This window comes from Polynucleobacter sp. TUM22923 (assembly GCF_030295705.1).
In the GTDB taxonomy this organism is placed as follows: Bacteria; Pseudomonadota; Gammaproteobacteria; order Burkholderiales; family Burkholderiaceae; genus Polynucleobacter.
This window is the reverse complement of record NZ_AP027274.1, coordinates 121072-141618: the sequence shown is the minus strand read 5'-3', so window position 1 is coordinate 141618 and position 20547 is coordinate 121072. Positions and strand designations below refer to the sequence as shown.

Below are 20547 nucleotides of genomic sequence, written 5' to 3'. Positions count from 1 at the left end.
GATAAGATAAAGCCATGCGATTACTTCCAGAAATTATCGACTCTGCAGCAGCGATACAAGAAATCCGACGCAATATTCATGCCCATCCCGAACTGCGTTTTGAAGAAAACCGTACCTCTGACTTAGTTGCAGAGGCACTTTCTAGCTGGGGAATTACGGTATTTCGGGGGCTCGGAAAAACAGGTGTTGTTGGTAAGCTGGAAGGCGACTTCGGTGCCGGCAAAATAATTGGCTTACGTGCCGACATGGATGCCTTGCCGCTGCAAGAACATAATGCCTTTGAACATACTTCAAAAAACCCCGGCAAGATGCACGCTTGCGGTCATGATGGCCACACCGCCATGCTCTTGGGTGCCGCACAATATCTCTCAAATCATCGTGACTTTAAGGGCACAGTGATTTTCATTTTTCAGCCAGCAGAAGAGGGTGGTGCTGGTGCTCAAGCAATGATTCAAGATGGTCTCTTTGAGCAATTTCCATGTGACGCAGTCTTTGGTTTACATAATTGGCCTGGACTTGCTGAGGGGCACTTTGGAGTCACCTCAGGACCGATGATGGCCTCTAGTAATAGCTTTGAAATTACGATTAGAGGAAAAGGGGGGCATGCCGCCCTTCCGCACAATAGTGCAGATCCGCTACTTGCTGGAACCCAAGTGGTGCAAGCCCTACAAAGCATCATTACACGCAATAAACGCCCTATAGATGCTGCTGTTTTATCGGTGACGCAATTTAATGCCGGCAAGACTAATAATGTGATCCCTGATAGCGCTTTTATCGGCGGTACAGTTCGCACTTTTACGCTAGAAGTGCTCGATCTGATTGAGCAAAGGCTTAAAGAGATTTCTCATAACATTGCTAGCGCTTTTGATTGCCAGGCTGAGGTTGGTTTTGTCAGAAGCTATCCACCACTCATTAACCATGATCGAGAAGTGCAATTTGCAAGTGAGGTCATGGTTGAATTAGTGGGCCCTCAAAATGTCAATACATCGATCGATCCAACTATGGGTGCAGAAGATTTTGCATTTATGTTGTTGGAGAAACCCGGTTGTTATGTGTTTTTAGGGAATGGAGATGGGGATCATCGCTCCGTTGGTCATGGCATGGGTCCATGCCATCTTCACAACCCCTCTTATGACTTTAATGACGCCCTGATTCCGGTTGGTGTGAGCTACTGGGTCAAGCTAGCTCAACGTTACTTAGCGAAAGAGGCGCTCTAAGTAACAAGCATTTTTAAGAGTTTGTAAATTTGGCTGGACGCTTTTCTATAAACGCTGTCATCCCCTCTTTTTGATCGTTTGTAGCAAAACAAGCATGAAATAACCGACGCTCAAAACGAATACCTTCAGACAAGGTAGTTTCATAAGCCGCGTTGATAGATTCCTTGACCATCATCGCTGTGATCAAAGGCATATCAGCAATTGTTTTTGCAATCGCTTTTACTTCTGTTAGAAAATCAGCTTGCGGGAAAATACGGGCAACCAAACCTGCACGTTCCGCTTCGACAGCATCCATCATGCGACCAGTCAGAGCAAGATCCATAGCCTTGGCCTTTGACACTGCACGCGTAAGACGCTGCGTGCCACCAGCGCCAGGAATAATGCCTAACTTTACTTCTGGCTGTGCAAATTTTGCGCTATCGGCAGCCATGATGGTGTCGCACATCATCGCTAATTCACATCCGCCACCAAGAGCGTAACCAGATACTGCCGCAATCACCGGCTTGCGAACCTGCTTAATTTGTTCCCAGTTGCGCGAAATAAAATCGCCGCGATAGACATCCTGAAATCCATACTTTGCCATCGCTGCAATATCAGCGCCAGCAGCAAATGCTTTTTCACTACCCGTCACAATGATGCAGCCGATACCATCATCCGCATCGAAGCCCAACATCGCCGCACCTAGTTCATCCATCAACTCATCGTTTAGGGCATTCAAAACCTGAGGGCGATTTAAAGTAATGATGGCAACCTTGCCCTCTACTTCAGTCAATATGGTGTTGTAGCTCATGTATCTCTTTCCAATAGGTACTCATTTAACGTGGTAACAATAACCACATCTTGCCATCCTGTTTCATGCGCCCAGCCAATTCGCCAGCAGCATCTCCCGAACCCCAATAGTAGTCTGCCCTCACCCCACCCACAATAGCCTTACCAGTATCTTGCGCCATGACAAGTTTCTGCAAGGCTTGCTTACTTAAGGGTCTTGTCGTACTTAAAAAGACCGGCGCTCCTAGTGGAAGCGCTCTTAAGTCTACGGCAATACTGCGCTCACTCGTGAGCGGTACGCCTAGCGCACCAATGGGCCCCAGATCAGCACTCACCTTACCGGGAAGCTCTTTAAAGAAAACAAATCTAGGGTTGGCATTCAGCATCTCTTCGACTCGACCGGGGTTTCGCTTGGCCCATGCTGAAATACCCTGCATGGTTGCCTCACTACGGGTGATTTCCTTACGATCAAGCAACCACTGTGCAAAAGACTTGAAGGGCTGATCATTCGTCCCGGCATAAGCTAAACGCAGCACGCGGCCATCATCTAAGCGAATTTTTCCAGATCCTTGAATTTGCATAAAAGCAGCCTCCACAGGATCTTTTACCCAAGCAATTTCAGATCCACGCAAGATTCCTGAGCTCATCAATTCTGAGCGGGGTGGTGCAGGGCTGGGCTTTGAACTTTTCCACGAAGGGGGATAGGCATAGAGCGGAACAGTGTAAGTGGCAGTTCGGGTCTGAGAGCCATTTAACACTGGCTCGTAATAACCAGTAACTAAGCCTGTCTCATTTCCATTGGCGCTATTACGGATCTCATAGGCCTGGAAATTCGCCTCAAAATACTGACGGATTGCGTCATCATCCCGCACTGAAATGTTGCTCGCTTGCATACAAACTTGGCGCCAATGAATCTCGCTATTGCGCTTTCGTAAGGCTTCACAGCTCTTGAGCCAGGCTGGCCAAGCGGAGGTAAGGTCATCTTGCTGCCAGCCAGGTAAAGCTTGCCATGACACCGCCTGAAATTGAGCGATGGGGGAGCTATAAGCTGCTGGGGGGCTGCTGCTTGAGCGGGAAGATCCCGGTCCTCGCGTAGGAGGACTCATGCAGCCGATGATCATGCTAGCAAGAGCAATAGCGAATACACTTCGAGCTAGGGTTTGCTTGCTCCAGGCAAAATCTGCTTTATTACTCAATAGTTTGGATATAAAAATCATGATTGCCAATGTACTCGATGAATACCCAATGATCCTATTTGTCTTAGAAGGTGGCCTGGCTTTAGCGTTACTACTCTTCATTGTCCTTTGGACCGGTAAGGGCAAAAAATAGCTTTTCTAGGGTATTAATGCAAGGTTCTAGGCATTACTAGAGCAAATTCTAGAATAGGCGCCTGGAAAAACTGAGCTTCTTCAGTAACGCAAAAGAACTCACCCCGCATGGTTCCCGCTGGCGTAGGTAAAGTAGCCCAGCTGGTGTACTCAAACTGCTCACCAGGCCTCAGAAGCGGTTGCTGCCCTACAACGCCCAGCCCGCGGACCTCTTTTACGTCATTGTCGCCATCCGTAATGAACCAATGGCGGCCAATGAGCTGCACATTAGCTGTGCCAGCATTCCGTATGGTGACAGTGTAAGCAAAGGCAAATTGCCTATTCTCGGGGTCAGACTGTTCCGGTAGGTACTGAGTTTTGACCGTAATCGTGATTTCGTGAGGATTCATGCTCGAATTCTGCGCTATCCCGAAGCCAACTGCAAGCTAGAATCTAGGTATGGATATCCAGAAATCAGCTTCAAATACCCAATTTCTTATTGCCCCCTCTATTTTGTCGGCTGACTTTGCCTGCCTTGGTAAAGAAGTTCAAGACGTTCTTTTGGCGGGCGCAGACTGGATTCACTTTGATGTGATGGATAACCACTACGTTCCCAACCTCACCATTGGGCCGTTGGTGTGCGAGGCAATTAGGCCGCATGCTACAAAAGATGGCAAACCAGCCATGATTGATGTGCACTTAATGGTTGAGCCGGTAGACCGTCTTGTTCCCGATTTTGCTAAAGCCGGGGCAAACCTCATTAGCTTTCATCCCGAGGCAAGTCCGCACGTCAATCGCACATTGAATTTGATTCGCGACCAAGGCTGTCAGGCCGGACTGGTCTTCAATCCCGCCACCCCCCTTGATCATTTGGATCACACCTTAGAGTTATTAGATTTAGTGCTCCTGATGTCTGTAAACCCGGGCTTCGGTGGGCAATCCTTTATTCCCAGTACGCTGAACAAAATCACACAAGTACGCGCACGCTTAGATCGCTACCAAGCAGAGACTGGGCGGCATATTCGTCTAGAAGTAGATGGCGGCATTAAAGTCGACAACATCGCTCAGGTCGCTAAAGCAGGGGCTGATACCTTTGTTGCTGGCTCCGCAATCTTTGGAAACAAAAATTATGCTTCCGTGATTGATGCTATGCGTTCAGAACTAGCGAACTCAGGAATTGCGTAATGCAGCATGAAGAATTTCTAGCGCTTGCAAAGCAGGGCTTTAATCGCATCCCCTTAGTAAAAGAAGTATTGGCGGATTTAGAGACGCCGCTGTCTCTTTACGTCAAACTGACGCAAGCCTTCGGCCAAAAGAATACCTATCTTCTAGAATCTGTTTTAGGTGGAGAACGCTTTGGCCGCTTTTCTTTTATTGGGCTGCCAGCTAAAACGATTTTAAGAACGATCGGCACACCAGATGCCCCAGTTACTGAGGTCTTACTTAATGGGCAAGTCATTGAAACGAATCATGACAATCCTTTAGATTTTGTAGATGCTTTTTTTAAACGCTTTAAGGTTGCCGTGCAGCCTGGCTTACCCCGCTTCTGCGGAGGTCTAGCCGGTTATTTTGGATATGACACGGTTCGCTATATCGAATCTCGCTTAGCCAAGCACCAGCTTCCTGACGAATTAGGTGTGCCTGATATTCAGCTAATGCTGACAGAAGAGCTGGCAGTCATCGATAACGTCGCAGGCCGTATTTACCTTATCGTTTATGCCAATCCTGATATTGCTGATAGCTTTAATCAGGGCCAAGCTAGGTTAAAAGAAATATTAGCCTGCCTCACTAAGCCGGTGACTATACCCGCTTCACTACCTAGTACTAAAACTGAATTAATCCGCCAATTCAAGGCGGCCGACTATGAACGCGCTGTACTAAAAACCAAAGAATATATTTTGGCTGGTGATTGCATGCAAGTTGTCATTGGCCAACGGATTAGTAAGCCTTTCACTGATTCGCCTTTGGCTTTATATAGAGCATTGCGCTCTTTAAATCCATCGCCCTATATGTACTTTTATGATTTTGGTGAAATGCAGATTGTGGGTTCATCCCCAGAAATACTGGTGCGCCAAGAAAATCGTGAAGGTGAAAAAATTGTCACCATTCGGCCGCTAGCAGGAACACGTCCACGCGGTACCTCGCCCGAAGAGGATGATCGCCTAGCCAAAGAGTTGCTTGCCGATCCTAAAGAAATTGCAGAGCACGTCATGCTCATTGATTTAGCACGCAACGATGTAGGCCGCATTGCTAAAACGGGAACTGTCAAACTAACGGATTCCATGTCGATCGAAAAATATTCTCATGTGCAGCATATTGTCAGTTCAGTAGAAGGTGAATTGCTGGACAATATGAGCAATATGGATGTTTTACGCGCCACCTTCCCTGCTGGAACTTTATCTGGCGCCCCTAAAATTCGGGCGATGGAAATTATTGATGAAATGGAAGTAGTAAAACGTGGGGTCTATGGTGGTGCTGTGGGTTACCTCTCCTTTTCTGGCGACATGGATGTCGCGATTGCGATTCGTACAGGCGTTATCCGAAACGGTATGTTGCACTCTCAAGCAGGTGCGGGTGTTGTTGCTGACTCTGACCCTACTGCTGAGTGGAAAGAAACTGAGGCCAAAGCGCGTGCCGTATTAATGGCAGCTGATTTAGTGCAAGGAGGACTCGATGCTCCTCATGATTGATAACTATGACTCGTTTACTTATAACCTAGTGCAATATTTTGCAGAACTAGGCGAAGAAGTTAGAGTGTTTCGTAACGATGAGATTAGCGTTAAAGAAATCGCCAATATCAATCCTGCGCGTATTTGTATTTCCCCTGGACCGTGTAGTCCAACAGAAGCAGGCATCTCCGTAGAAACAATCAAGCGTTATGCAGGGCATATTCCAATTCTAGGAGTTTGTCTTGGGCACCAAGCGATTGGCGAGGCTTTTGGTGGCAAGATTATTCGCGCCCAAAAAGTAATGCATGGCAAGACAGATGATATTCACCATAGTGGCGTTGGTGTATTTAAGAACCTTCCAAGCCCATTTAAAGTAACTCGCTATCACTCCCTAGCTATTGAGAAAAGTTCCTTGCCAGAGGTGCTAGAAATTACTGCCACCTCCTCAGATGGAGAAATCATGGGTGTACGGCATCGTGAGCTCGCAGTGGAAGGCGTGCAATTTCATCCAGAGTCTATTCTTTCTGAGCATGGCCACGCCCTACTCAAGAATTTTTTGCAAACGAAATAACTATGCCTATTAGTCCTCAACAAGCATTACAACGCTGCATTGAGCATCACGAGCTTTCTCATGATGAAATGACCGCAATAATGCGCCTCATCATGAGCGGTGAAATACCGCCAACATTAGTGGCTGGCTTATTAGTCGCCCTACGTACCAAACAAGAAACCGTTGGTGAAATTACGGCTGCTGCTCAGGTGATGCGTGAGTTTGCCACCCCAGTACATATTGAGGATAGGACTAACTTAGTAGATGTGGTTGGTACCGGCGGTGATGGCGCCCATACCTTTAATATTTCTACAGCAGCGATGTTTGTTGCTGCTGCTGCAGGCGCAAAGATTGCCAAGCATGGTAATCGCAGTGTGAGCAGCAAATCAGGCAGTGCTGACATTTTGGAATCACTTGGCGTAAACCTGACACTTTCGCCGGTACAAGTAGCGCAATGCATCGCTCAAACCGGGGCAGGCTTTATGTTTGCACCCAACCATCACCCGGCAATGAAAAATGTTGCACCGATTCGTAAAGATTTAGGCGTGCGCACTATTTTTAATATTCTAGGGCCGCTTACCAATCCAGCAGATGCCAAGCGTATCTTGATGGGGGTATTTCATGCAGACTTGGTTGGTATTCAGATTCGGGTATTGCAAGCCATGGGAATGGATCATGCTCTTGTGGTGTATGGTCTCGACGGTTTAGATGAGATCTCACTCGAGGGCCCTACTTTGGTGGGCGAACTTAAGGATGGTCTTGTACGTGAATATGAAATTCATCCGCAAGACTTTGGCCTAAGCACTGCGTTAACTAATAGCTTCAAAGTTAGCAATGCAGCGGAATCCAAAGCTATCGTCTTAGACGTGCTCAACAAAATCCCTGGCCCAGCAAGCGATATTGTTTGCCTAAATGCAGGAGCAGTGCTGTATGTTGCCGACATCGCCCCCAGTATTGCTAGTGGTATTGAAATAGCGAAAGCGGCTATTGCCTCTGGTGCAGCACGCCAAAAACTTGATCAATTTGTTGTAGCTACCCAAAAATAATTAAAGCCCCTGATGAGTGATATTCTCGAAAAAATTGTTTCCACTAAAAAAGTGGAAATTGCTATAGACTCCAAAAAAATATCCCTTGCTAACCAGCGTGAGCAAGCCGAAGAAAATAACCGTGACGAGACTTTGAGGCCACGGGGTTTTATTCACTCAATCCATCAGAAAATCATCTCTGGCAAAGCGGGCGTTATTGCCGAGATTAAAAAAGCAAGTCCCAGTAAAGGCGTCTTGCGGGAGCACTTTCATCCAGCAGAAATTGCACAGTCTTATGCCAATAATGGCGCCGCCTGTTTATCGGTTCTAACGGATAAGGATTATTTTCAAGGGGCGAACGCTTATTTACAGGCTGCACGTGCGGCCTGCAGCATCCCCGTTTTACGCAAAGACTTCACGATTGATCCTTATCAAATTTATGAAGCTAGAGTGCTAGGTGCAGATGCCATTTTATTAATAGTGGCCTGCCTAGAACGCAATCAAATGCGGGAATTAGAAGCCTGCGCCCATGAGCTCGGCTTGGATGTGCTGGTGGAAGTACACAGCGCACCTGAATTAGAGCAGGCCTTGGATCTCAAGACTCCACTGCTCGGCATCAATAATCGTAATTTAAAAACTTTTGAAGTCACGCTTCAGACCACTTTGACATTATTGTCGATGGTGCCTGCTGATAAAACGATCGTGACAGAATCTGGAATTATGAATCGTGCGGATGTTCAATTAATGCGTGATCATCATATCAACGCCTTTTTGGTGGGCGAGGCATTGATGCGCGCTACTGATCCTGGGGCTGCGCTAGGTGAGTTATTTAATTAAGCGATTTATTGGTCGCACTAAATCTAATCCATATTTAATTACCGCGATCAATAAAATAGTTCCAAGGATATCGCCAACCAACATCGCTATGAAGTGGTTAAAAGTACCCGCATCATCAAATCCCCGAATAGCAAACCACCACTGATGCAAGCCCGCACTTAATAAAGAAAAGATCAAAATACAAGCAGATAGCTTAGGTAGGCTGAAATTGCTCATATCGGGTGTAACTTGAATATTGTTTAGTACAAACACTCTGGCCAAATAAGGCGCAAACCCTGAAATCAAACCAATCCCAATACAGCTTGTGAGGTCGGGTGGATTCTCACCCGTGTAGCTAATAAAAAATGAGCCCAGCACAATGCCAAGCGCCCCTGGAAAACCAAAGATTAAGACCAGGAATAGTCTGAGCCCTGCAGGAAGGTAAATCCAATTCACTCCAAAGCTAAAGGATAAGTGCTGGGTAAGCCAATTATTGAGATAAAACAATATGCTATAGGCAAGCAAACTGATGCAGATAGCCGCTAGCCAATCTGGTAATAATTTTGTCATTACTATCAGTATGGATTAATTTATGAAAACATATCGTTGACCTATTAGGGCAAGGGTTTATACTGATAGCTCTATAGCTAGTGATTTAAATCATGTTTTTTTAGACAAAAATCACATAAAATCTCCTTTAATGAACAAACCAAAATCCTCCTATTTACGCTTTCTCAATTTACTCGATGCTTTAGATCGAATGAATCCAGGGAAAAAACTCGACAGCACCGAGCAAGAATTACTCAATAAAGTTGTTGTGGGATTTCATGCCAAACAATCGCTGTTGGTGGGTGACCTTATCTCCTTGTCTGAGCTTGGATCGCAAGCCACTCTCCATGGGCGTCTAAAAAATCTGAGTGCTATGGGTTACATCAAGATGGTGAGCAATGATGATGGCCGCAAAAAAGAGGTGCTCCCCTCTAAAATAGCTTTAAAGCGCTATGAAGAAGTTTCTAAATGTCTAGAAAAGGCTGCTAAAGCAGCTTAATTTGGACCTATTCTTTCCCCTACTTGGGGTATTAAACTAAAAAAGCCCTATTGAGGGCTTTTTTAATGTGGTCGCAGGTGGATTTAGACGTTAAAAAGGAAATTCAATACGTCGCCATCTTTAACGACATACTCTTTGCCTTCGGCGCGCATCTTACCGGCCTCTTTGGCTCCAGACTCCCCTTTGAACTGAATGAAATCCTCATAAGCAATCGTTTGCGCGCGAATAAATCCCCGCTCAAAATCTGTATGAATGACTCCAGCAGCCTGAGGTCCGGTGTCCCCTTTGTGAATCGTCCATGCCCGAACTTCTTTTACGCCAGCGGTAAAGTAAGTCTGCAGACCCAATAGGTCATATCCGGCCCGAATCACGCGATCTAAGCCCGGCTCTTGCATGCCTAGGTCAGCTAAAAACTCTACTTTGTCTGCATCGTCCAAGTCGGCGATTTCAGCCTCAATAGCGGCGCATACCGCCACTACTGGTGCACCCTCTTTGGCAGCATGCTCTTTTACGGCATCAAGGTGCGGGTTATTTGTAAAACCATCTTCTTTGACATTGGCAACGTACATGGCAGGTTTTGCAGTAATAAGGCAAAGCGGCTTAATAAGAAGGTGTTCGTCTTCCGTCAAATCCATGCTGCGCACAGGTAGTGCTTGATCAAGATGAGCCTGAACCTTAGTCAAGACAGCAACCAAGGCAGCCGCATCTTTATCGTTACCAGACTTGGCAGCCTTACTAGAGCGATTGAGTGTTTTTTCAACGGTAGCTAGGTCAGATAAGGCTAGCTCGGTGTCAATAACCCCAATATCGGCAATCGGATCAATCTTGCCTGCGACGTGAATGATGTTCGCGTCTTCAAAGCAACGCACAACATGAGTAATAGCGTCGGTTTCACGAATATTAGCCAAGAATTGGTTACCAAGCCCCTCACCTTTGGAGGCGCCGGCCACCAAGCCCGCAATATCGACAAACTCGACTGCAGCGGGCAATATTCGCTCAGGTTTGACTATCTCAGCCAAAGCGGCCAGACGGGGGTCAGGAACCTCTACTACGCCTACATTAGGCTCGATCGTGCAGAAAGGATAGTTTTCCGCCGCGATCCCAGCCTTGGTAAGCGCGTTAAAGAGGGTAGATTTGCCGACGTTAGGCAGGCCGACGATGCCACATTTTAAAGACATGAGGCTATTGTAAAGGGCTACTTTCGATATCATCGAGATATGTCAGAAGCGCGCCAAAATATTCCTAGTGAATTACCAAAAAAAACTGCCCAATTAAGGGTGGTTGATGTTGCCGTAGTGGGAGGCGGCATCGTCGGCAAGGCATGCGCGCTGGGTTTAGCGCGGCTAGGCCTTCAAACTATTCAGATAGCGCCTGACCTTGGATCTGCCGTTCCTGAGCCTCATGGCGATCAATGGGGTCAGCGCATTTATGCCTTTTCACCAGGCACCCAAAAACTACTATCCCATTTACAACTCTGGGACGCACTCGATCATCGACGCCTACAGGCAGTCAGAGATATGAAAATTTTTGGTGACCGCGGCGATAAACAAGATCAACTACATCTTTCTGCTTTTGAAGCAGGCGTACCCCAGCTTGCTTGGATCGGGGAAGCCAACTTAATTGAGCACACATTAGATCAGGCATCGCGCTTTCAAAATAAATTGGAACGCGTGAATGCATCTGTAGAGAAAATAGCAATCCTTTCCCATGGGGTGGACTTACACCTTGCGAATGGTTCTGAGGTTCATGCACGGCTGGTTATTGCAGCTGATGGGTCAAACTCCCCCATGCGAAATGAATTAGGCATTTCGATTAGCGAAGAAAGCTACTCGCAAAATGCAGTAGTGGCCAACTGGACTTGCACACGTGCCCACCTTGAAACTGCCTACCAATGGTTTTTACCTGGCGGTGACATTGTCGCTATGCTGCCCCTTCCAAACAAACAAGTCTCAATGGTGTGGTCTACCTCTACTGAAAACGCAAATCATCTTTTAACGCTAGATCAAGCAGCTTGGACTGAAGCGTTTTCCAATATTGCTCAGGGTGCGCTCGTAGCGCAGTTAGGCGTCTTAACGCTACACTCGAAAGTAGCTACCTTTCCACTCAAGAAAATGAAGGCGGATCGATTCATTGGGCCAGCAGAAAATCCACAGGTAGTACTTATCGGTGATGCTGCTCATGTCATCCATCCACTTGCAGGACAAGGTTTAAATTTAGGCTTGAGAGATGTAGCGAGCCTGCTGCAGATTATTGGCAAACGAGAATCCTTTCGGTTGCTCAATGATCAGGTGTTGTTGCGTCGATATGAGCGACAACGTCAAGGTGACACTAGCGCCCTCTTGTGGGTAACCGATAAACTCAAAAAATTATTCTCGGCCAGCAGTGCGACAGAGCGTCAGTTACGCAACTGGGGTCTAGGCATAGTGAATCGCAGTCACTTTATAAAACGGAGTCTGATTGAACGCGCCCTTGGAGATATTAATCTTGAATAAACTATTTTTTAACCTTGCTGCTGTATGTGCACTCCTCTTTTCTGTGGGGCCTCTACATGCACAATCTGAGCAACAGATTAAGTCTGAACTTCAAAAAAAGATTGGCGCCAATACCAAGATTAAGAGCGTGAGCGCCTCACCGATTACCGGCATCTATGAAGTCATGGTTGGTAACGAGGTGTTTTATACCGATACCAACGCAAAATACCTGATTCAAGGTGAAATTATTGAGCTTGCTAGCGGCAAAAACATTACCGAGCAAAGACAGGCTGATCTGAATCGAATTAAATGGTCTGAGCTATTGCCAGCCAATGCCTTAAAAGCCGTACGAGGCAATGGAACTAGGCAACTTGCCGTGTTTTCAGATCCCAACTGCGGCTATTGCAAGCGCCTCGAAAAATCCTTACAGCAGCTAGATAACGTCACAATCTATACCTATTTGATTCCGATTTTATCCGCCGACTCTGCACAGAAGTCTAAGCAAATTTGGTGCTCTGCAGATCCGCAAAAAACCTATGTTGACTGGATGATTAATGGCATCGCACCTAGTGGCAAGAGCGACTGCACAACCCCCTTAGACAAAAATATGGCCTTTGCAAAAACCTATGGAATCACAGGCACGCCTACCCTTTTCTTTACTGATGGCAGTCGCTTTCCGGGCGCAGTACAAATTGTAGATATTGAAAAGAAATTTAGTAGTTTGAAGTAACTGATCATGAAAATCCCTCATCCCTCAGATTGGCCCGCTATTCAATATACGATTTGGTCAACTGATTTAAATAGTCACCGCTTTCATGTCAAGCTTCGTATTGACAATCCACTTCCCGGCGGGCAGATCATCCAAATGCCAAGCTGGATTCCAGGAAGCTATTTAATTCGGGACTTTAGTAAACATATTGAAACCATTCAAGCATATGTTGCTGACAAGCCAAATCAACAACTAGCACTTGAACGCATTGATAACGATCAGTGGCGCTTACCCAATGTAGTTGGCCCTGTTGAAATTCTGACTACGGTATATGCATTTGATTCCTCCGTTCGCACTGCTTATTTAGGTGCTGATCGTGCGTTTATCAATGCTAGTAGTTTGTGTTTATTTGTGAAGGGTCAAGAGCTATTACCTTGCGCCCTAATTCTGATGCCACCTCAAGATGCATCTGCTAATGATTGGACAGTCCAGACAAGTTTGCGCGCAGCTAAGGTTGATAGCCAAGGCTATGGCTTTTATCTTGCCAAAAATTATGATGATTTGCTTGATCATCCGATTGCTATGGGCGTGTTTCAGATTGCGCATTGGAAATCCAATGGCGTATCCCATAGCATGGCGATTCAGGGATGTATCCATGAGGTTGATTTAGCGCGATTGGCAATCGATCTACAAGCGATCTGTACGTGCACCATTAGTCTTTTTGAGCCCACATCAAAACAGGCTCCGTTTAAGAATTATCTGTTTCTGGTAAATGCTGTACTTGCTGGCTATGGCGGTCTTGAACATCGCGATAGCACTGCCCTGCTCTGTCGACGCGATCAGATCCCACAGATCCATACACCCTTAGATGAAACTGCTTATCGTGAGTTCCTCGGTCTTTGTAGTCATGAATATTTTCATGCTTGGCTTGTAAAGCGCATTCAAGCTAAAGCCTTTCAACCCTATCAACTTAATCGCAGAAACCATACGCGCTTGCTTTGGTTATTTGAAGGCTTTACTAGTTACTACGATGATCTACAGCTGCTACGTAGTAAACGGATTGATCTGAAGACCTATCTCAAGCTTGTTGCCAATCATTGGAATGCCGTTCTACGAGGCCCTGGAAGACATAAGCAAAGTTTGGCTGATAGCTCTTTTGATGCCTGGACGAAGTACTACCAGGCAGATGAGAACACGCCCAACGCAGTAGTAAGCTACTACGGTAAAGGGGCATTGCTTGCCCTAGGTCTTGATCTTCAAATTCGGATATTTACCCTCAATACACAATCACTGGATGATTTGATGCGCCTCATTTGGCAACGTCATGGTCTCACCCTCAATGGTATTGCCGAGAATGGTCTTGATGACTTAATGGTGGAATTGCTAGGGCCTGGTTTTAATAAAACCTGGAGCGCCTTTAAAACTCGCTATATTTTTGGCGTTGAAGATATTCCGCTACAGAAATGGTTTGACCAAAACTGTATTTCAGTTCAAACAAAAGCACACACCAAGCTAGAGAAAGTGAAACTTCAGTTGGGTATGCGTCATGTTGATGTTAATGGCTGGCTCAAGATATCGCATGTGCTTGATGGCGGTGCAGCGCAACTAGCCGGACTTGCCCCTGGGGACTTGCTTGCCAGTATCAATGGCGAACGTATCACTGCAGCCCGCCTCGATACCGTTTTATCTAGTTTGGTAAGCAAACAAGTTATCACCATCAGTTTTTATAGGGACGATCTAGAGCATCAATGCATGACTACATTAGAAGAGAATCAAATGCCGACACAATATGACTTTACTGCAGCGCATTAATGACGGCATTTTCTCCTGCAGATATTCCTGAAGATTGGCGCAGTCTATTAGGTGATTATTTTGAATCTACCCAATGGCAAACTCTACAAAGTAAGCTTCAAGCAGAAATTGATCTGGAAGGCAGCCTGATTAGGCCAGAGCCCCAGAATTTCTTCAAAGCCTTATCGCTGACCGCCCTTTCTAATGTCAAGGTGGTGATTCTGGGTCAAGATCCCTATCACTCGCCAGGCCTTGCTCAAGGTTTGGCCTTTTCTGTTCCCGGCCACATTCCCCTCAACTCTCGCCAATTCCCAAGCTCACTTCGCAATATTCGTAAAGCATTAGCCTTAGAGGGCTTTGGCGCTCTTTCTAGTGGAGATTTGCATGACTGGGCAAAGCAAGGCGTACTCCTGCTCAATACCGCGCTGAGCGTCAAATTAGGCGAAGCAGGAAGCCATGCAAACTTGGGTTGGAAATCGCTCATTGATCGACTGATTGCTGAGTTGGTCAAGTACCAACCAAATCTTGTCTGGATGCTGTGGGGCGGACACGCCCAGTCCAAGCTAGCCCTTATTGAATCGGGATCTCAGCAGCTTATTCTGCAATCCTCCCACCCCTCAGGACTGGGGGTGTATAAAACCGATCAGCCATTCTTACAGCCTGATGGAAAAGCCAGTTGTGGGCATTTTAAAAAAGCCAATACATGGTTAACAGAACATGGTCTGAGCCCAATATGCTGGGTTAACCAATCTGGCGAGGATCTCTGTGCGTCGGATCAAGGCTCGCTGTTTAGTTGAACACTTCATGAGTTGCAGTTAGTTACTCAGTTAGTTAGTTAACTACTTAGTTAGCTACCTGGCAATCACCGCATAAAGGTAGCCTGACAGGCTAGCAGCCACAATTGCACTGAGCCACTCCAGTATTTGTCCGGATTGGAAGAATCCAGTCCACTGCCCTGCGAAAGAGCTGGCAAAAGCCGCTAGGAAACCGATCAGAGCCGCCCAAAGGAGCTTCTGACGCGATAGTTTGAGTGATCGGGGGCGTGGATAGGACACCCAGGCAAATAAGCCGGATACGCTGCCGATTAGTAAAAAAGCTAAAAACCCCATTGCAACCCCCATTTATACCGCATCAATTCTATAATCGCACAATGAAGTTGTTGACACTTGGCATCAATCATCACACAGCGCCGATTGCTATTCGAGAAAAAGTGGCCTTTGCCCCTGAATTTCTTCAAGAAGCGTTGCACGATCTTCGCCAACATCTCGTTGGCGCGAATCAGGCTGGGCTGCCAGAAGCCACTATTTTATCTACCTGCAATCGTACGGAAATTTATTGCGCTGCAAATGATGCCAATGCGGCTAGCTTATTGCATGAAGCTACCTTTGACTGGCTAGCTAAAACCCAACAGCTAGCAGCAAGTAGCTTACAACCCCACGTATATGCGCTACCCCAGTCCGATGCCGTACGACATGCTTTTAGAGTAGCTTGTGGACTAGATTCGATGGTGATTGGTGAGACCCAAATCTTAGGTCAGATGAAGGATGCTGTGCGTACAGCTAATGATGCAGGCGTCCTTGGAACTTATCTCAATCAACTTTTTCAGAAGACATTTGCAGTCGCTAAAGAAGTGCGTAGCTCTACAGAGATTGGCGCCCACTCGGTGTCGATGGCTGCTGCATCGGTACGACTCACGGAACGGATCTTTGAAACCATTGCAGACCAACGCGTACTGTTTATTGGTGCCGGAGAAATGATCGCGCTATGTGCAACCCATTTTGCTGCGCGCAAACCAAAAGTAGTAGCGATTGCCAACCGAACAACCGAGCGCGGTCAAGAATTGGCGGATTCTATTGCTGATCAGGATATTAAGACAGAATCATTGAAGTTATCCGATCTTCCTAGTCGATTACATGAATTTGATGTGATCGTTTCTAGTACTGCGTCATCATTACCAATTATTGGTTTAGGTATGGTTGAGAGTGCACTTAAGCAACGTCGCCACAAACCCATGGTGATGATCGATTTAGCAGTACCACGTGATATTGAGTCCGAGATTTCTCGTTTAAATGATGTGTATCTCTACACTGTAGATGACCTTGGCATCATGATTCAAACGGGCGCTTCTTTGCGCCATGCGGCAGTAAGTCAAGCCGAAGCGATTATTGAAGATCGTGTTGGAAACTTTATGCACTGGATGCAAGGCCGTAAAACAGTCCCATTGATTCAGGATATTCAACAACAGGGTGAACATCTTAGACAGCTTGAGCTCGATCGCGCCATGAAACGCTTGATGCGGGGCGATGATCCCCAAGAAGTCCTCAATGCAATGGCGCAAGGCTTGACTAATAAATTTTTACATGGCTCCCTCCATGCTTTGCAACACTCTCATGGTGCCGAGCGTGATGCACTAATTAAATTACTACCCAAATTATTTTCCTCACACACTAAGCCAGAAGATCATTAGATGAAGCCTAGCATGCGGGCTAAGTTAGATCATCTAGATACACGCTTAGCCGAACTCAACTCCCTGTTAACTACTCAAGAGTCTACGAAAGATATGGATCAATATCGAAAGCTCACGCGTGAGCATTCGGATATTGCAACCGTGGTTGAGCAGTTCGGTTTATATAAACAGGCTGAGTCAGATGCTCAGGCGGCTGAGGATATGCGTAAAGATCCTGATATGAAGGACTTTGCTGATGAGGAGCAAAAGCAAGCGCAGGCGACGATGGAGGTGCTAGCAGAAACACTGCAAAAACTATTGCTTCCCAAAGACGTGAATGATGAACGCAATGTGTTCTTAGAGATCCGGGCCGGTACTGGTGGTGATGAGAGCGCCCTGTTTGCTAATGATTTGTATCGTATGTACATCCGCTTTGCAGAGCGCCAGGGCTGGAAAGTCGAAATTGTGAATGCCGCTGAATCAGATTTAGGCGGCTACAAGGAAGTGGTCTTACGCCTAGTGGGTCAATCGGTCTACTCTCGCCTCAAGTTTGAATCTGGTGGTCATCGCGTTCAGCGAGTTCCCCAAACTGAGACTCAGGGACGCATTCATACCTCGGCATGCACCGTTGCGGTGATGCCAGAGGCAGATGAATTAGAGGCCGTCAAAATCAATCCCGCTGAACTACGCGTTGATACTTTTCGCGCTTCTGGTGCAGGTGGTCAGCACATTAATAAAACAGATTCTGCAGTTCGTATTACGCACTTACCCACTGGCACTGTGGTGGAGTGTCAGGATGATCGTAGTCAACACCGCAACCGCGAACAGGCTATGAAAGTATTGGTTTCTCGAATCATGGATGCCCGTGAACGAGAAAAACATCAACTGGAAGCGCAAACCCGCAAGTCTTTGGTAGGCTCTGGTGATAGAAGCGATCGCATTCGGACTTATAACTTCCCACAGGGTCGCATTACCGATCATCGAATTAATCTCACGCTCTACAAAATCGACTCAATGATGGATGGCGACTTGGATGATTTGTGTAATGCCCTGGCTTCTGAGCATCAAGCGGAGCTACTGGCGGCACTAGGCGATCATTAACGACCTCTCAGATGAATGTAACCCACTCATTAAAGGTACTGCTTAGCAACTCAAGATTGCCGCCCAAGGAAGCACGAATTCTGCTGGCCCATATTTTGGAGCAGCACTATCAACTCCCTCGATCCGCCTTAATGTCTCGTGACGATATGGTGCTCAGCGAAGCAGCGCAGAATGCATGGCAAGACCTTGAAGCGCGCAGAATGCAAGGTGAGCCTATTGCTTATGTCTTAGGGAAGAAAGGGTTTCACAATATTGAACTACGGGTTGCTCCAGGCGTTCTCATTCCTCGTCCTGAAACTGAATTACTAGTCGATATTGCCTTAGCTGAAATCAGTCGGCTATCCCAGATCCAGGACCAAAGCGGGCCAATTCAAGTGCTAGACCTGGGAACAGGCTCTGGCGCGATTGCTCTTGCTATTGCCAGCGCTGCCCCAGAAGTCGTCGGCATGGCAACTGATCAGTCAGAAGATGCACTATCGATTGCACAAGAAAATGCGCAATTATTAGGACTTAGCAATAGGGTGAAGTTTGCTAAAGGCAATTGGTATGAGGCGCTTGATGCCCAAATGCGCTTTGACGTCATTGTGAGCAATCCTCCGTATATTGCCCATCTTGATCCCCATCTAATTGAGGGAGATTTGCGGTTTGAGCCATCATCTGCCCTCACAGATTTCGCCAGCGGGCTTACCTGCTTAGAGGCAATTATTTCTCGGGCGGATCCATACTTAAAGCTAGGGGGGTTGATTGCCGTAGAACATGGATTTGACCAGTCTGAAGGCATAGTTCAGCTAATGGGCATGGCAGGCTTGGTGGATATTCAGGTGCATCTCGATTTAGCGGGCCACCAACGCGCCGCCTCTGGTAGAAAAAGTCGATCAGATCCATCATAAGATTCAAGCGACAGACTTATTAGCCCTTTTTTCTATATAGGCTTAAAATTCACTTTATTAACAGCAATATATTAACGACGTCTCTTAGGAAAACATGATGGATAACCAAGCAAAAATTCAAGAAATCGTAACTAGCCACCCTGTAGTGCTATTCATGAAGGGTAATGCACAGTTTCCTCAGTGCGGTTTCTCCGGCAATGCGATCAATATCTTACGCACCTGTGGTGTTAACGATATCTTTACAGTGAACGTACTGGAAGATGAAGGCATTCGCCAGGGCATCAAGCAATTTTCAAACTGGCCTACTATTCCTCAGCTCTACATCAATGGTGAGTTTATTGGTGGCTCAGACATCATGACGGAGATGTTTCAAAGTGGTGAACTTAAAACATTAGTGCAGGCTTAATTACTCAAGCTCATCCTGTTGATATTGCTCAGTCTTTGTTCGATTCGTGACATTTGATTTAAGCGCCCTGCTTTTATTTGGCCTGCCATTGGGTATATGTGCAGGCCTTTTAGTTTATGCGCTGAACTTACGATCCGCTCTTACACGAAGCCAAGAACAGATTCAGAGTGAAGTGACCCTAGCTACTAATTTAAGAACTGAGCGTGATCACGCTTTACAACAGGCTATTCGACTAGAGGCAGAATTAAATTCTGAACGCAAGCAAGGGCTTGGCAGAATTGAGTCTATCAACGAAGCCAAAGAAGCCCTCACTAGTCAGTTCAAGAATTTAGCCAATGAAATTTTGGAAGATAAATCCAAACGCTTTGCTGAGCAAAATGTAGCCAGTTTAGATGCATTGCTTAAGCCACTCCAAACCAAACTGAGTGAATTTAAAGAGCAAGTCAATACCTCTTATGGCAATGAGGCGCGTGAACGTTTTGCTCTCAAAAATGAAATCGAGCGCCTTGCTAACCTCAATCTACGCATGTCGGATGAAACACGTTCCCTCACTCAAGCCTTAAAAGGGGATTCTAAGGTGCAGGGTAATTGGGGTGAACTGGTACTGGAGTCAATCCTAGAATCTTCTGGCCTACGTAAAGGTGAGGAGTATCTAGTTCAAGATAGTCACACTCTGACCGACGGCTCACGCCTCCAGCCTGACGTAGTAGTCAAGCTTCCCGAGGGTAGAAGTCTTGTAGTGGATAGCAAGGTATCGATTACTGCTTATGCACGGCATGCTCAAGAAACTGACCCCATCATTGCCGAACAAGAATTAGCAGCCCATATTCAGTCGCTTCGGCAGCATATTCAGGGGCTGTCTTCGAAGAACTACAGTGCACTCTACGGAATTGGCTCGGTAGACTTTGTGCTGATGTTTGTTCCCATCGAACCCGCTTTTTTGTTGGCCTTAAAAACAGCGCCTAATCTGTATCAAGAGGCGCTCTCTAAAAACATTGTTCTAGTGTGCCCGAGTACCTTGATGGCCACCCTACGAACAGTAGCTCACCTCTGGCGCCAAGATCATCAAAATCGTAATGCACTAGAAATTGCAAAACAGTGCGGCACTTTGTACGACAAATTTGTAGGATTTGTTGATGACCTTGAAAAATTAGGTCAGCGTTTAGATCAAGCCCAAACTAGTTACCATGACGCGTTTAATAAATTGAAGTCGGGTAAGGGTAATCTCATTCGCACGGCAGAGAAAGTGCGTGAGTTAGGTGTAAAGCCAAGCAAAAGCTTATCTACCCCCCTCATTGAATCTGCTGCAGAGCCTGAATAAAAGCATCTCTTA

22 protein-coding genes are annotated in these 20547 nt (G+C 46.4%); 16 read left to right on the top strand and 6 right to left on the bottom strand.

The window, feature by feature from the left end:
• The first annotated feature begins 14 nt into the window (after nt 1-14).
• Entirely contained in the window at nt 15-1217 is a 1203-nt protein-coding gene (locus QUD86_RS00800; RefSeq protein ID WP_286297324.1) for a M20 aminoacylase family protein, read from the top strand.
• A 13-nt stretch (nt 1218-1230) separates the two neighbouring features.
• Here QUD86_RS00800 and QUD86_RS00795 read toward each other — a convergent pair whose 3' ends face one another.
• The 3 genes from QUD86_RS00795 to apaG all read right to left on the bottom strand — a co-directional run bounded on the left by QUD86_RS00795 (nt 1231) and on the right by apaG (nt 3702).
• Entirely contained in the window at nt 1231-2007 is a 777-nt protein-coding gene (locus QUD86_RS00795) for an enoyl-CoA hydratase (protein ID WP_286297322.1), read from the bottom strand.
• A gap of 25 nt (nt 2008-2032) precedes the next feature.
• Nucleotides 2033-3202, bottom strand: a complete 1170-nt coding sequence (mltA, locus tag QUD86_RS00790; RefSeq protein ID WP_286297321.1) for a murein transglycosylase A — start codon at nt 3200-3202, stop codon at nt 2033-2035.
• Nucleotides 3203-3327: 125 nt separating this feature from the next.
• Nucleotides 3328-3702 (bottom strand): Co2+/Mg2+ efflux facilitator ApaG/CorD, encoded by a 375-nt coding sequence (apaG, locus tag QUD86_RS00785; protein ID WP_286297319.1) that lies wholly within the window; start codon nt 3700-3702, stop codon nt 3328-3330.
• Nucleotides 3703-3751: 49 nt separating this feature from the next.
• On the opposite strand from apaG, the gene rpe reads away from it, so the two are divergent.
• Genes rpe through trpC form a run of 5 tightly spaced genes read left to right on the top strand, consistent with a single transcriptional unit; the run spans nt 3752 to nt 8373 of the window.
• Complete coding sequence (rpe, locus tag QUD86_RS00780) at nt 3752-4477, top strand: ribulose-phosphate 3-epimerase (RefSeq protein ID WP_286297318.1); 726 nt, start codon at nt 3752-3754, stop codon at nt 4475-4477.
• Complete coding sequence (gene trpE / locus QUD86_RS00775; RefSeq protein ID WP_286297317.1) at nt 4477-5982, top strand: anthranilate synthase component I; 1506 nt, start codon at nt 4477-4479, stop codon at nt 5980-5982. Before rpe ends, trpE begins: the two co-directional genes overlap by 1 nt.
• Nucleotides 5966-6532 carry an anthranilate synthase component II gene (locus QUD86_RS00770; RefSeq protein ID WP_286297315.1) on the top strand — a complete coding sequence of 189 codons (567 nt, stop codon included), beginning with the start codon at nt 5966-5968 and terminating at the stop codon, nt 6530-6532. The genes trpE and QUD86_RS00770 overlap by 17 nt, the downstream gene beginning before the upstream one ends.
• Nucleotides 6533-6534: 2 nt before the next feature.
• Complete coding sequence (gene trpD / locus QUD86_RS00765) at nt 6535-7557, top strand: anthranilate phosphoribosyltransferase (RefSeq protein ID WP_286297313.1); 1023 nt, start codon at nt 6535-6537, stop codon at nt 7555-7557.
• A 12-nt stretch (nt 7558-7569) separates the two neighbouring features.
• Nucleotides 7570-8373, top strand: coding sequence for an indole-3-glycerol phosphate synthase TrpC (trpC, locus tag QUD86_RS00760; RefSeq protein WP_286297312.1), 804 nt, complete (start codon nt 7570-7572; stop codon nt 8371-8373).
• On the opposite strand, the gene QUD86_RS00755 is transcribed toward trpC, so the two are convergent.
• Nucleotides 8362-8922, bottom strand: coding sequence for a hypothetical protein (locus QUD86_RS00755; protein WP_286297311.1), 561 nt, complete (start codon nt 8920-8922; stop codon nt 8362-8364). The genes trpC and QUD86_RS00755 overlap by 12 nt on opposite strands.
• 130 nt (nt 8923-9052) lie before the next feature.
• Between QUD86_RS00755 and QUD86_RS00750 the strand changes: the two genes are divergently transcribed.
• Nucleotides 9053-9400 (top strand): hypothetical protein, encoded by a 348-nt coding sequence (locus QUD86_RS00750; protein WP_286297309.1) that lies wholly within the window; start codon nt 9053-9055, stop codon nt 9398-9400.
• 83 nt (nt 9401-9483) lie between these two features.
• On the opposite strand, the gene ychF is transcribed toward QUD86_RS00750, so the two are convergent.
• Entirely contained in the window at nt 9484-10578 is a 1095-nt protein-coding gene (gene ychF, locus QUD86_RS00745) for a redox-regulated ATPase YchF (RefSeq protein WP_286297306.1), read from the bottom strand.
• 39 nt (nt 10579-10617) lie between these two features.
• Here ychF and QUD86_RS00740 point away from each other — a divergent pair, with 39 nt between their 5' ends.
• Genes QUD86_RS00740 through QUD86_RS00725 form a run of 4 tightly spaced genes read left to right on the top strand, consistent with a single transcriptional unit; the run spans nt 10618 to nt 15168 of the window.
• Nucleotides 10618-11892: an FAD-dependent monooxygenase gene (locus tag QUD86_RS00740; RefSeq protein ID WP_286297304.1), complete on the top strand. Its 1275-nt coding sequence runs from the start codon at nt 10618-10620 to the stop codon at nt 11890-11892.
• Nucleotides 11885-12601 (top strand): DsbC family protein, encoded by a 717-nt coding sequence (locus QUD86_RS00735; RefSeq protein WP_286297303.1) that lies wholly within the window; start codon nt 11885-11887, stop codon nt 12599-12601. The genes QUD86_RS00740 and QUD86_RS00735 overlap by 8 nt, the downstream gene beginning before the upstream one ends.
• A 6-nt stretch (nt 12602-12607) precedes the next feature.
• Nucleotides 12608-14392, top strand: a complete 1785-nt coding sequence (locus tag QUD86_RS00730; RefSeq protein WP_286297301.1) for a M61 family metallopeptidase — start codon at nt 12608-12610, stop codon at nt 14390-14392.
• The gene (locus tag QUD86_RS00725) at nt 14392-15168 is read left to right on the top strand and encodes a uracil-DNA glycosylase (protein ID WP_286297299.1); all 777 of its coding nucleotides are present in this window, start codon (nt 14392-14394) and stop codon (nt 15166-15168) included. Before QUD86_RS00730 ends, QUD86_RS00725 begins: the two co-directional genes overlap by 1 nt.
• A 54-nt stretch (nt 15169-15222) precedes the next feature.
• Here QUD86_RS00725 and QUD86_RS00720 read toward each other — a convergent pair whose 3' ends face one another.
• The gene (locus QUD86_RS00720) at nt 15223-15492 is read right to left on the bottom strand and encodes a hypothetical protein (protein ID WP_286297297.1); all 270 of its coding nucleotides are present in this window, start codon (nt 15490-15492) and stop codon (nt 15223-15225) included.
• 29 nt (nt 15493-15521) lie between these two features.
• Between QUD86_RS00720 and hemA the strand changes: the two genes are divergently transcribed.
• From hemA to QUD86_RS00695, 5 genes are all read left to right on the top strand, one after another.
• The gene (gene hemA, locus QUD86_RS00715) at nt 15522-16838 is read left to right on the top strand and encodes a glutamyl-tRNA reductase (RefSeq protein WP_286297295.1); all 1317 of its coding nucleotides are present in this window, start codon (nt 15522-15524) and stop codon (nt 16836-16838) included.
• On the top strand, nt 16839-17918 hold the full coding sequence (gene prfA, locus QUD86_RS00710; protein WP_286297294.1) for a peptide chain release factor 1: 1080 nt from the start codon (nt 16839-16841) through the stop codon (nt 17916-17918).
• A gap of 11 nt (nt 17919-17929) precedes the next feature.
• A complete protein-coding gene (gene prmC / locus QUD86_RS00705) occupies nt 17930-18808 on the top strand; it encodes a peptide chain release factor N(5)-glutamine methyltransferase (protein ID WP_286297293.1) in 879 nt (292 codons plus the stop codon).
• Nucleotides 18809-18902: 94 nt separating this feature from the next.
• Nucleotides 18903-19214 (top strand): Grx4 family monothiol glutaredoxin, encoded by a 312-nt coding sequence (gene grxD, locus QUD86_RS00700; RefSeq protein WP_100379419.1) that lies wholly within the window; start codon nt 18903-18905, stop codon nt 19212-19214.
• A gap of 46 nt (nt 19215-19260) precedes the next feature.
• Nucleotides 19261-20535 (top strand): DNA recombination protein RmuC, encoded by a 1275-nt coding sequence (locus tag QUD86_RS00695; RefSeq protein WP_286297292.1) that lies wholly within the window; start codon nt 19261-19263, stop codon nt 20533-20535.
• Nucleotides 20536-20547 lie beyond the last annotated feature (12 nt).

Coding starts and splice junctions, on each gene's coding strand:
- QUD86_RS00800 (WP_286297324.1), top strand. CDS start 15: ATGCGATTACTTCCAGAAATTATCGACTCTGCAGCAGCGATACAAGAA.
- QUD86_RS00795 (WP_286297322.1), bottom strand. CDS start 2,007: ATGAGCTACAACACCATATTGACTGAAGTAGAGGGCAAGGTTGCCATC.
- mltA (WP_286297321.1), bottom strand. CDS start 3,202: ATGATTTTTATATCCAAACTATTGAGTAATAAAGCAGATTTTGCCTGG.
- apaG (WP_286297319.1), bottom strand. CDS start 3,702: ATGAATCCTCACGAAATCACGATTACGGTCAAAACTCAGTACCTACCG.
- rpe (WP_286297318.1), top strand. CDS start 3,752: ATGGATATCCAGAAATCAGCTTCAAATACCCAATTTCTTATTGCCCCC.
- trpE (WP_286297317.1), top strand. CDS start 4,477: ATGCAGCATGAAGAATTTCTAGCGCTTGCAAAGCAGGGCTTTAATCGC.
- QUD86_RS00770 (WP_286297315.1), top strand. CDS start 5,966: ATGCTCCTCATGATTGATAACTATGACTCGTTTACTTATAACCTAGTG.
- trpD (WP_286297313.1), top strand. CDS start 6,535: ATGCCTATTAGTCCTCAACAAGCATTACAACGCTGCATTGAGCATCAC.
- trpC (WP_286297312.1), top strand. CDS start 7,570: ATGAGTGATATTCTCGAAAAAATTGTTTCCACTAAAAAAGTGGAAATT.
- QUD86_RS00755 (WP_286297311.1), bottom strand. CDS start 8,922: ATGACAAAATTATTACCAGATTGGCTAGCGGCTATCTGCATCAGTTTG.
- QUD86_RS00750 (WP_286297309.1), top strand. CDS start 9,053: ATGAACAAACCAAAATCCTCCTATTTACGCTTTCTCAATTTACTCGAT.
- ychF (WP_286297306.1), bottom strand. CDS start 10,578: ATGTCTTTAAAATGTGGCATCGTCGGCCTGCCTAACGTCGGCAAATCT.
- QUD86_RS00740 (WP_286297304.1), top strand. CDS start 10,618: ATGTCAGAAGCGCGCCAAAATATTCCTAGTGAATTACCAAAAAAAACT.
- QUD86_RS00730 (WP_286297301.1), top strand. CDS start 12,608: ATGAAAATCCCTCATCCCTCAGATTGGCCCGCTATTCAATATACGATT.
- QUD86_RS00725 (WP_286297299.1), top strand. CDS start 14,392: ATGACGGCATTTTCTCCTGCAGATATTCCTGAAGATTGGCGCAGTCTA.
- QUD86_RS00720 (WP_286297297.1), bottom strand. CDS start 15,492: ATGGGGGTTGCAATGGGGTTTTTAGCTTTTTTACTAATCGGCAGCGTA.
- hemA (WP_286297295.1), top strand. CDS start 15,522: ATGAAGTTGTTGACACTTGGCATCAATCATCACACAGCGCCGATTGCT.
- prfA (WP_286297294.1), top strand. CDS start 16,839: ATGAAGCCTAGCATGCGGGCTAAGTTAGATCATCTAGATACACGCTTA.
- prmC (WP_286297293.1), top strand. CDS start 17,930: ATGAATGTAACCCACTCATTAAAGGTACTGCTTAGCAACTCAAGATTG.
- grxD (WP_100379419.1), top strand. CDS start 18,903: ATGATGGATAACCAAGCAAAAATTCAAGAAATCGTAACTAGCCACCCT.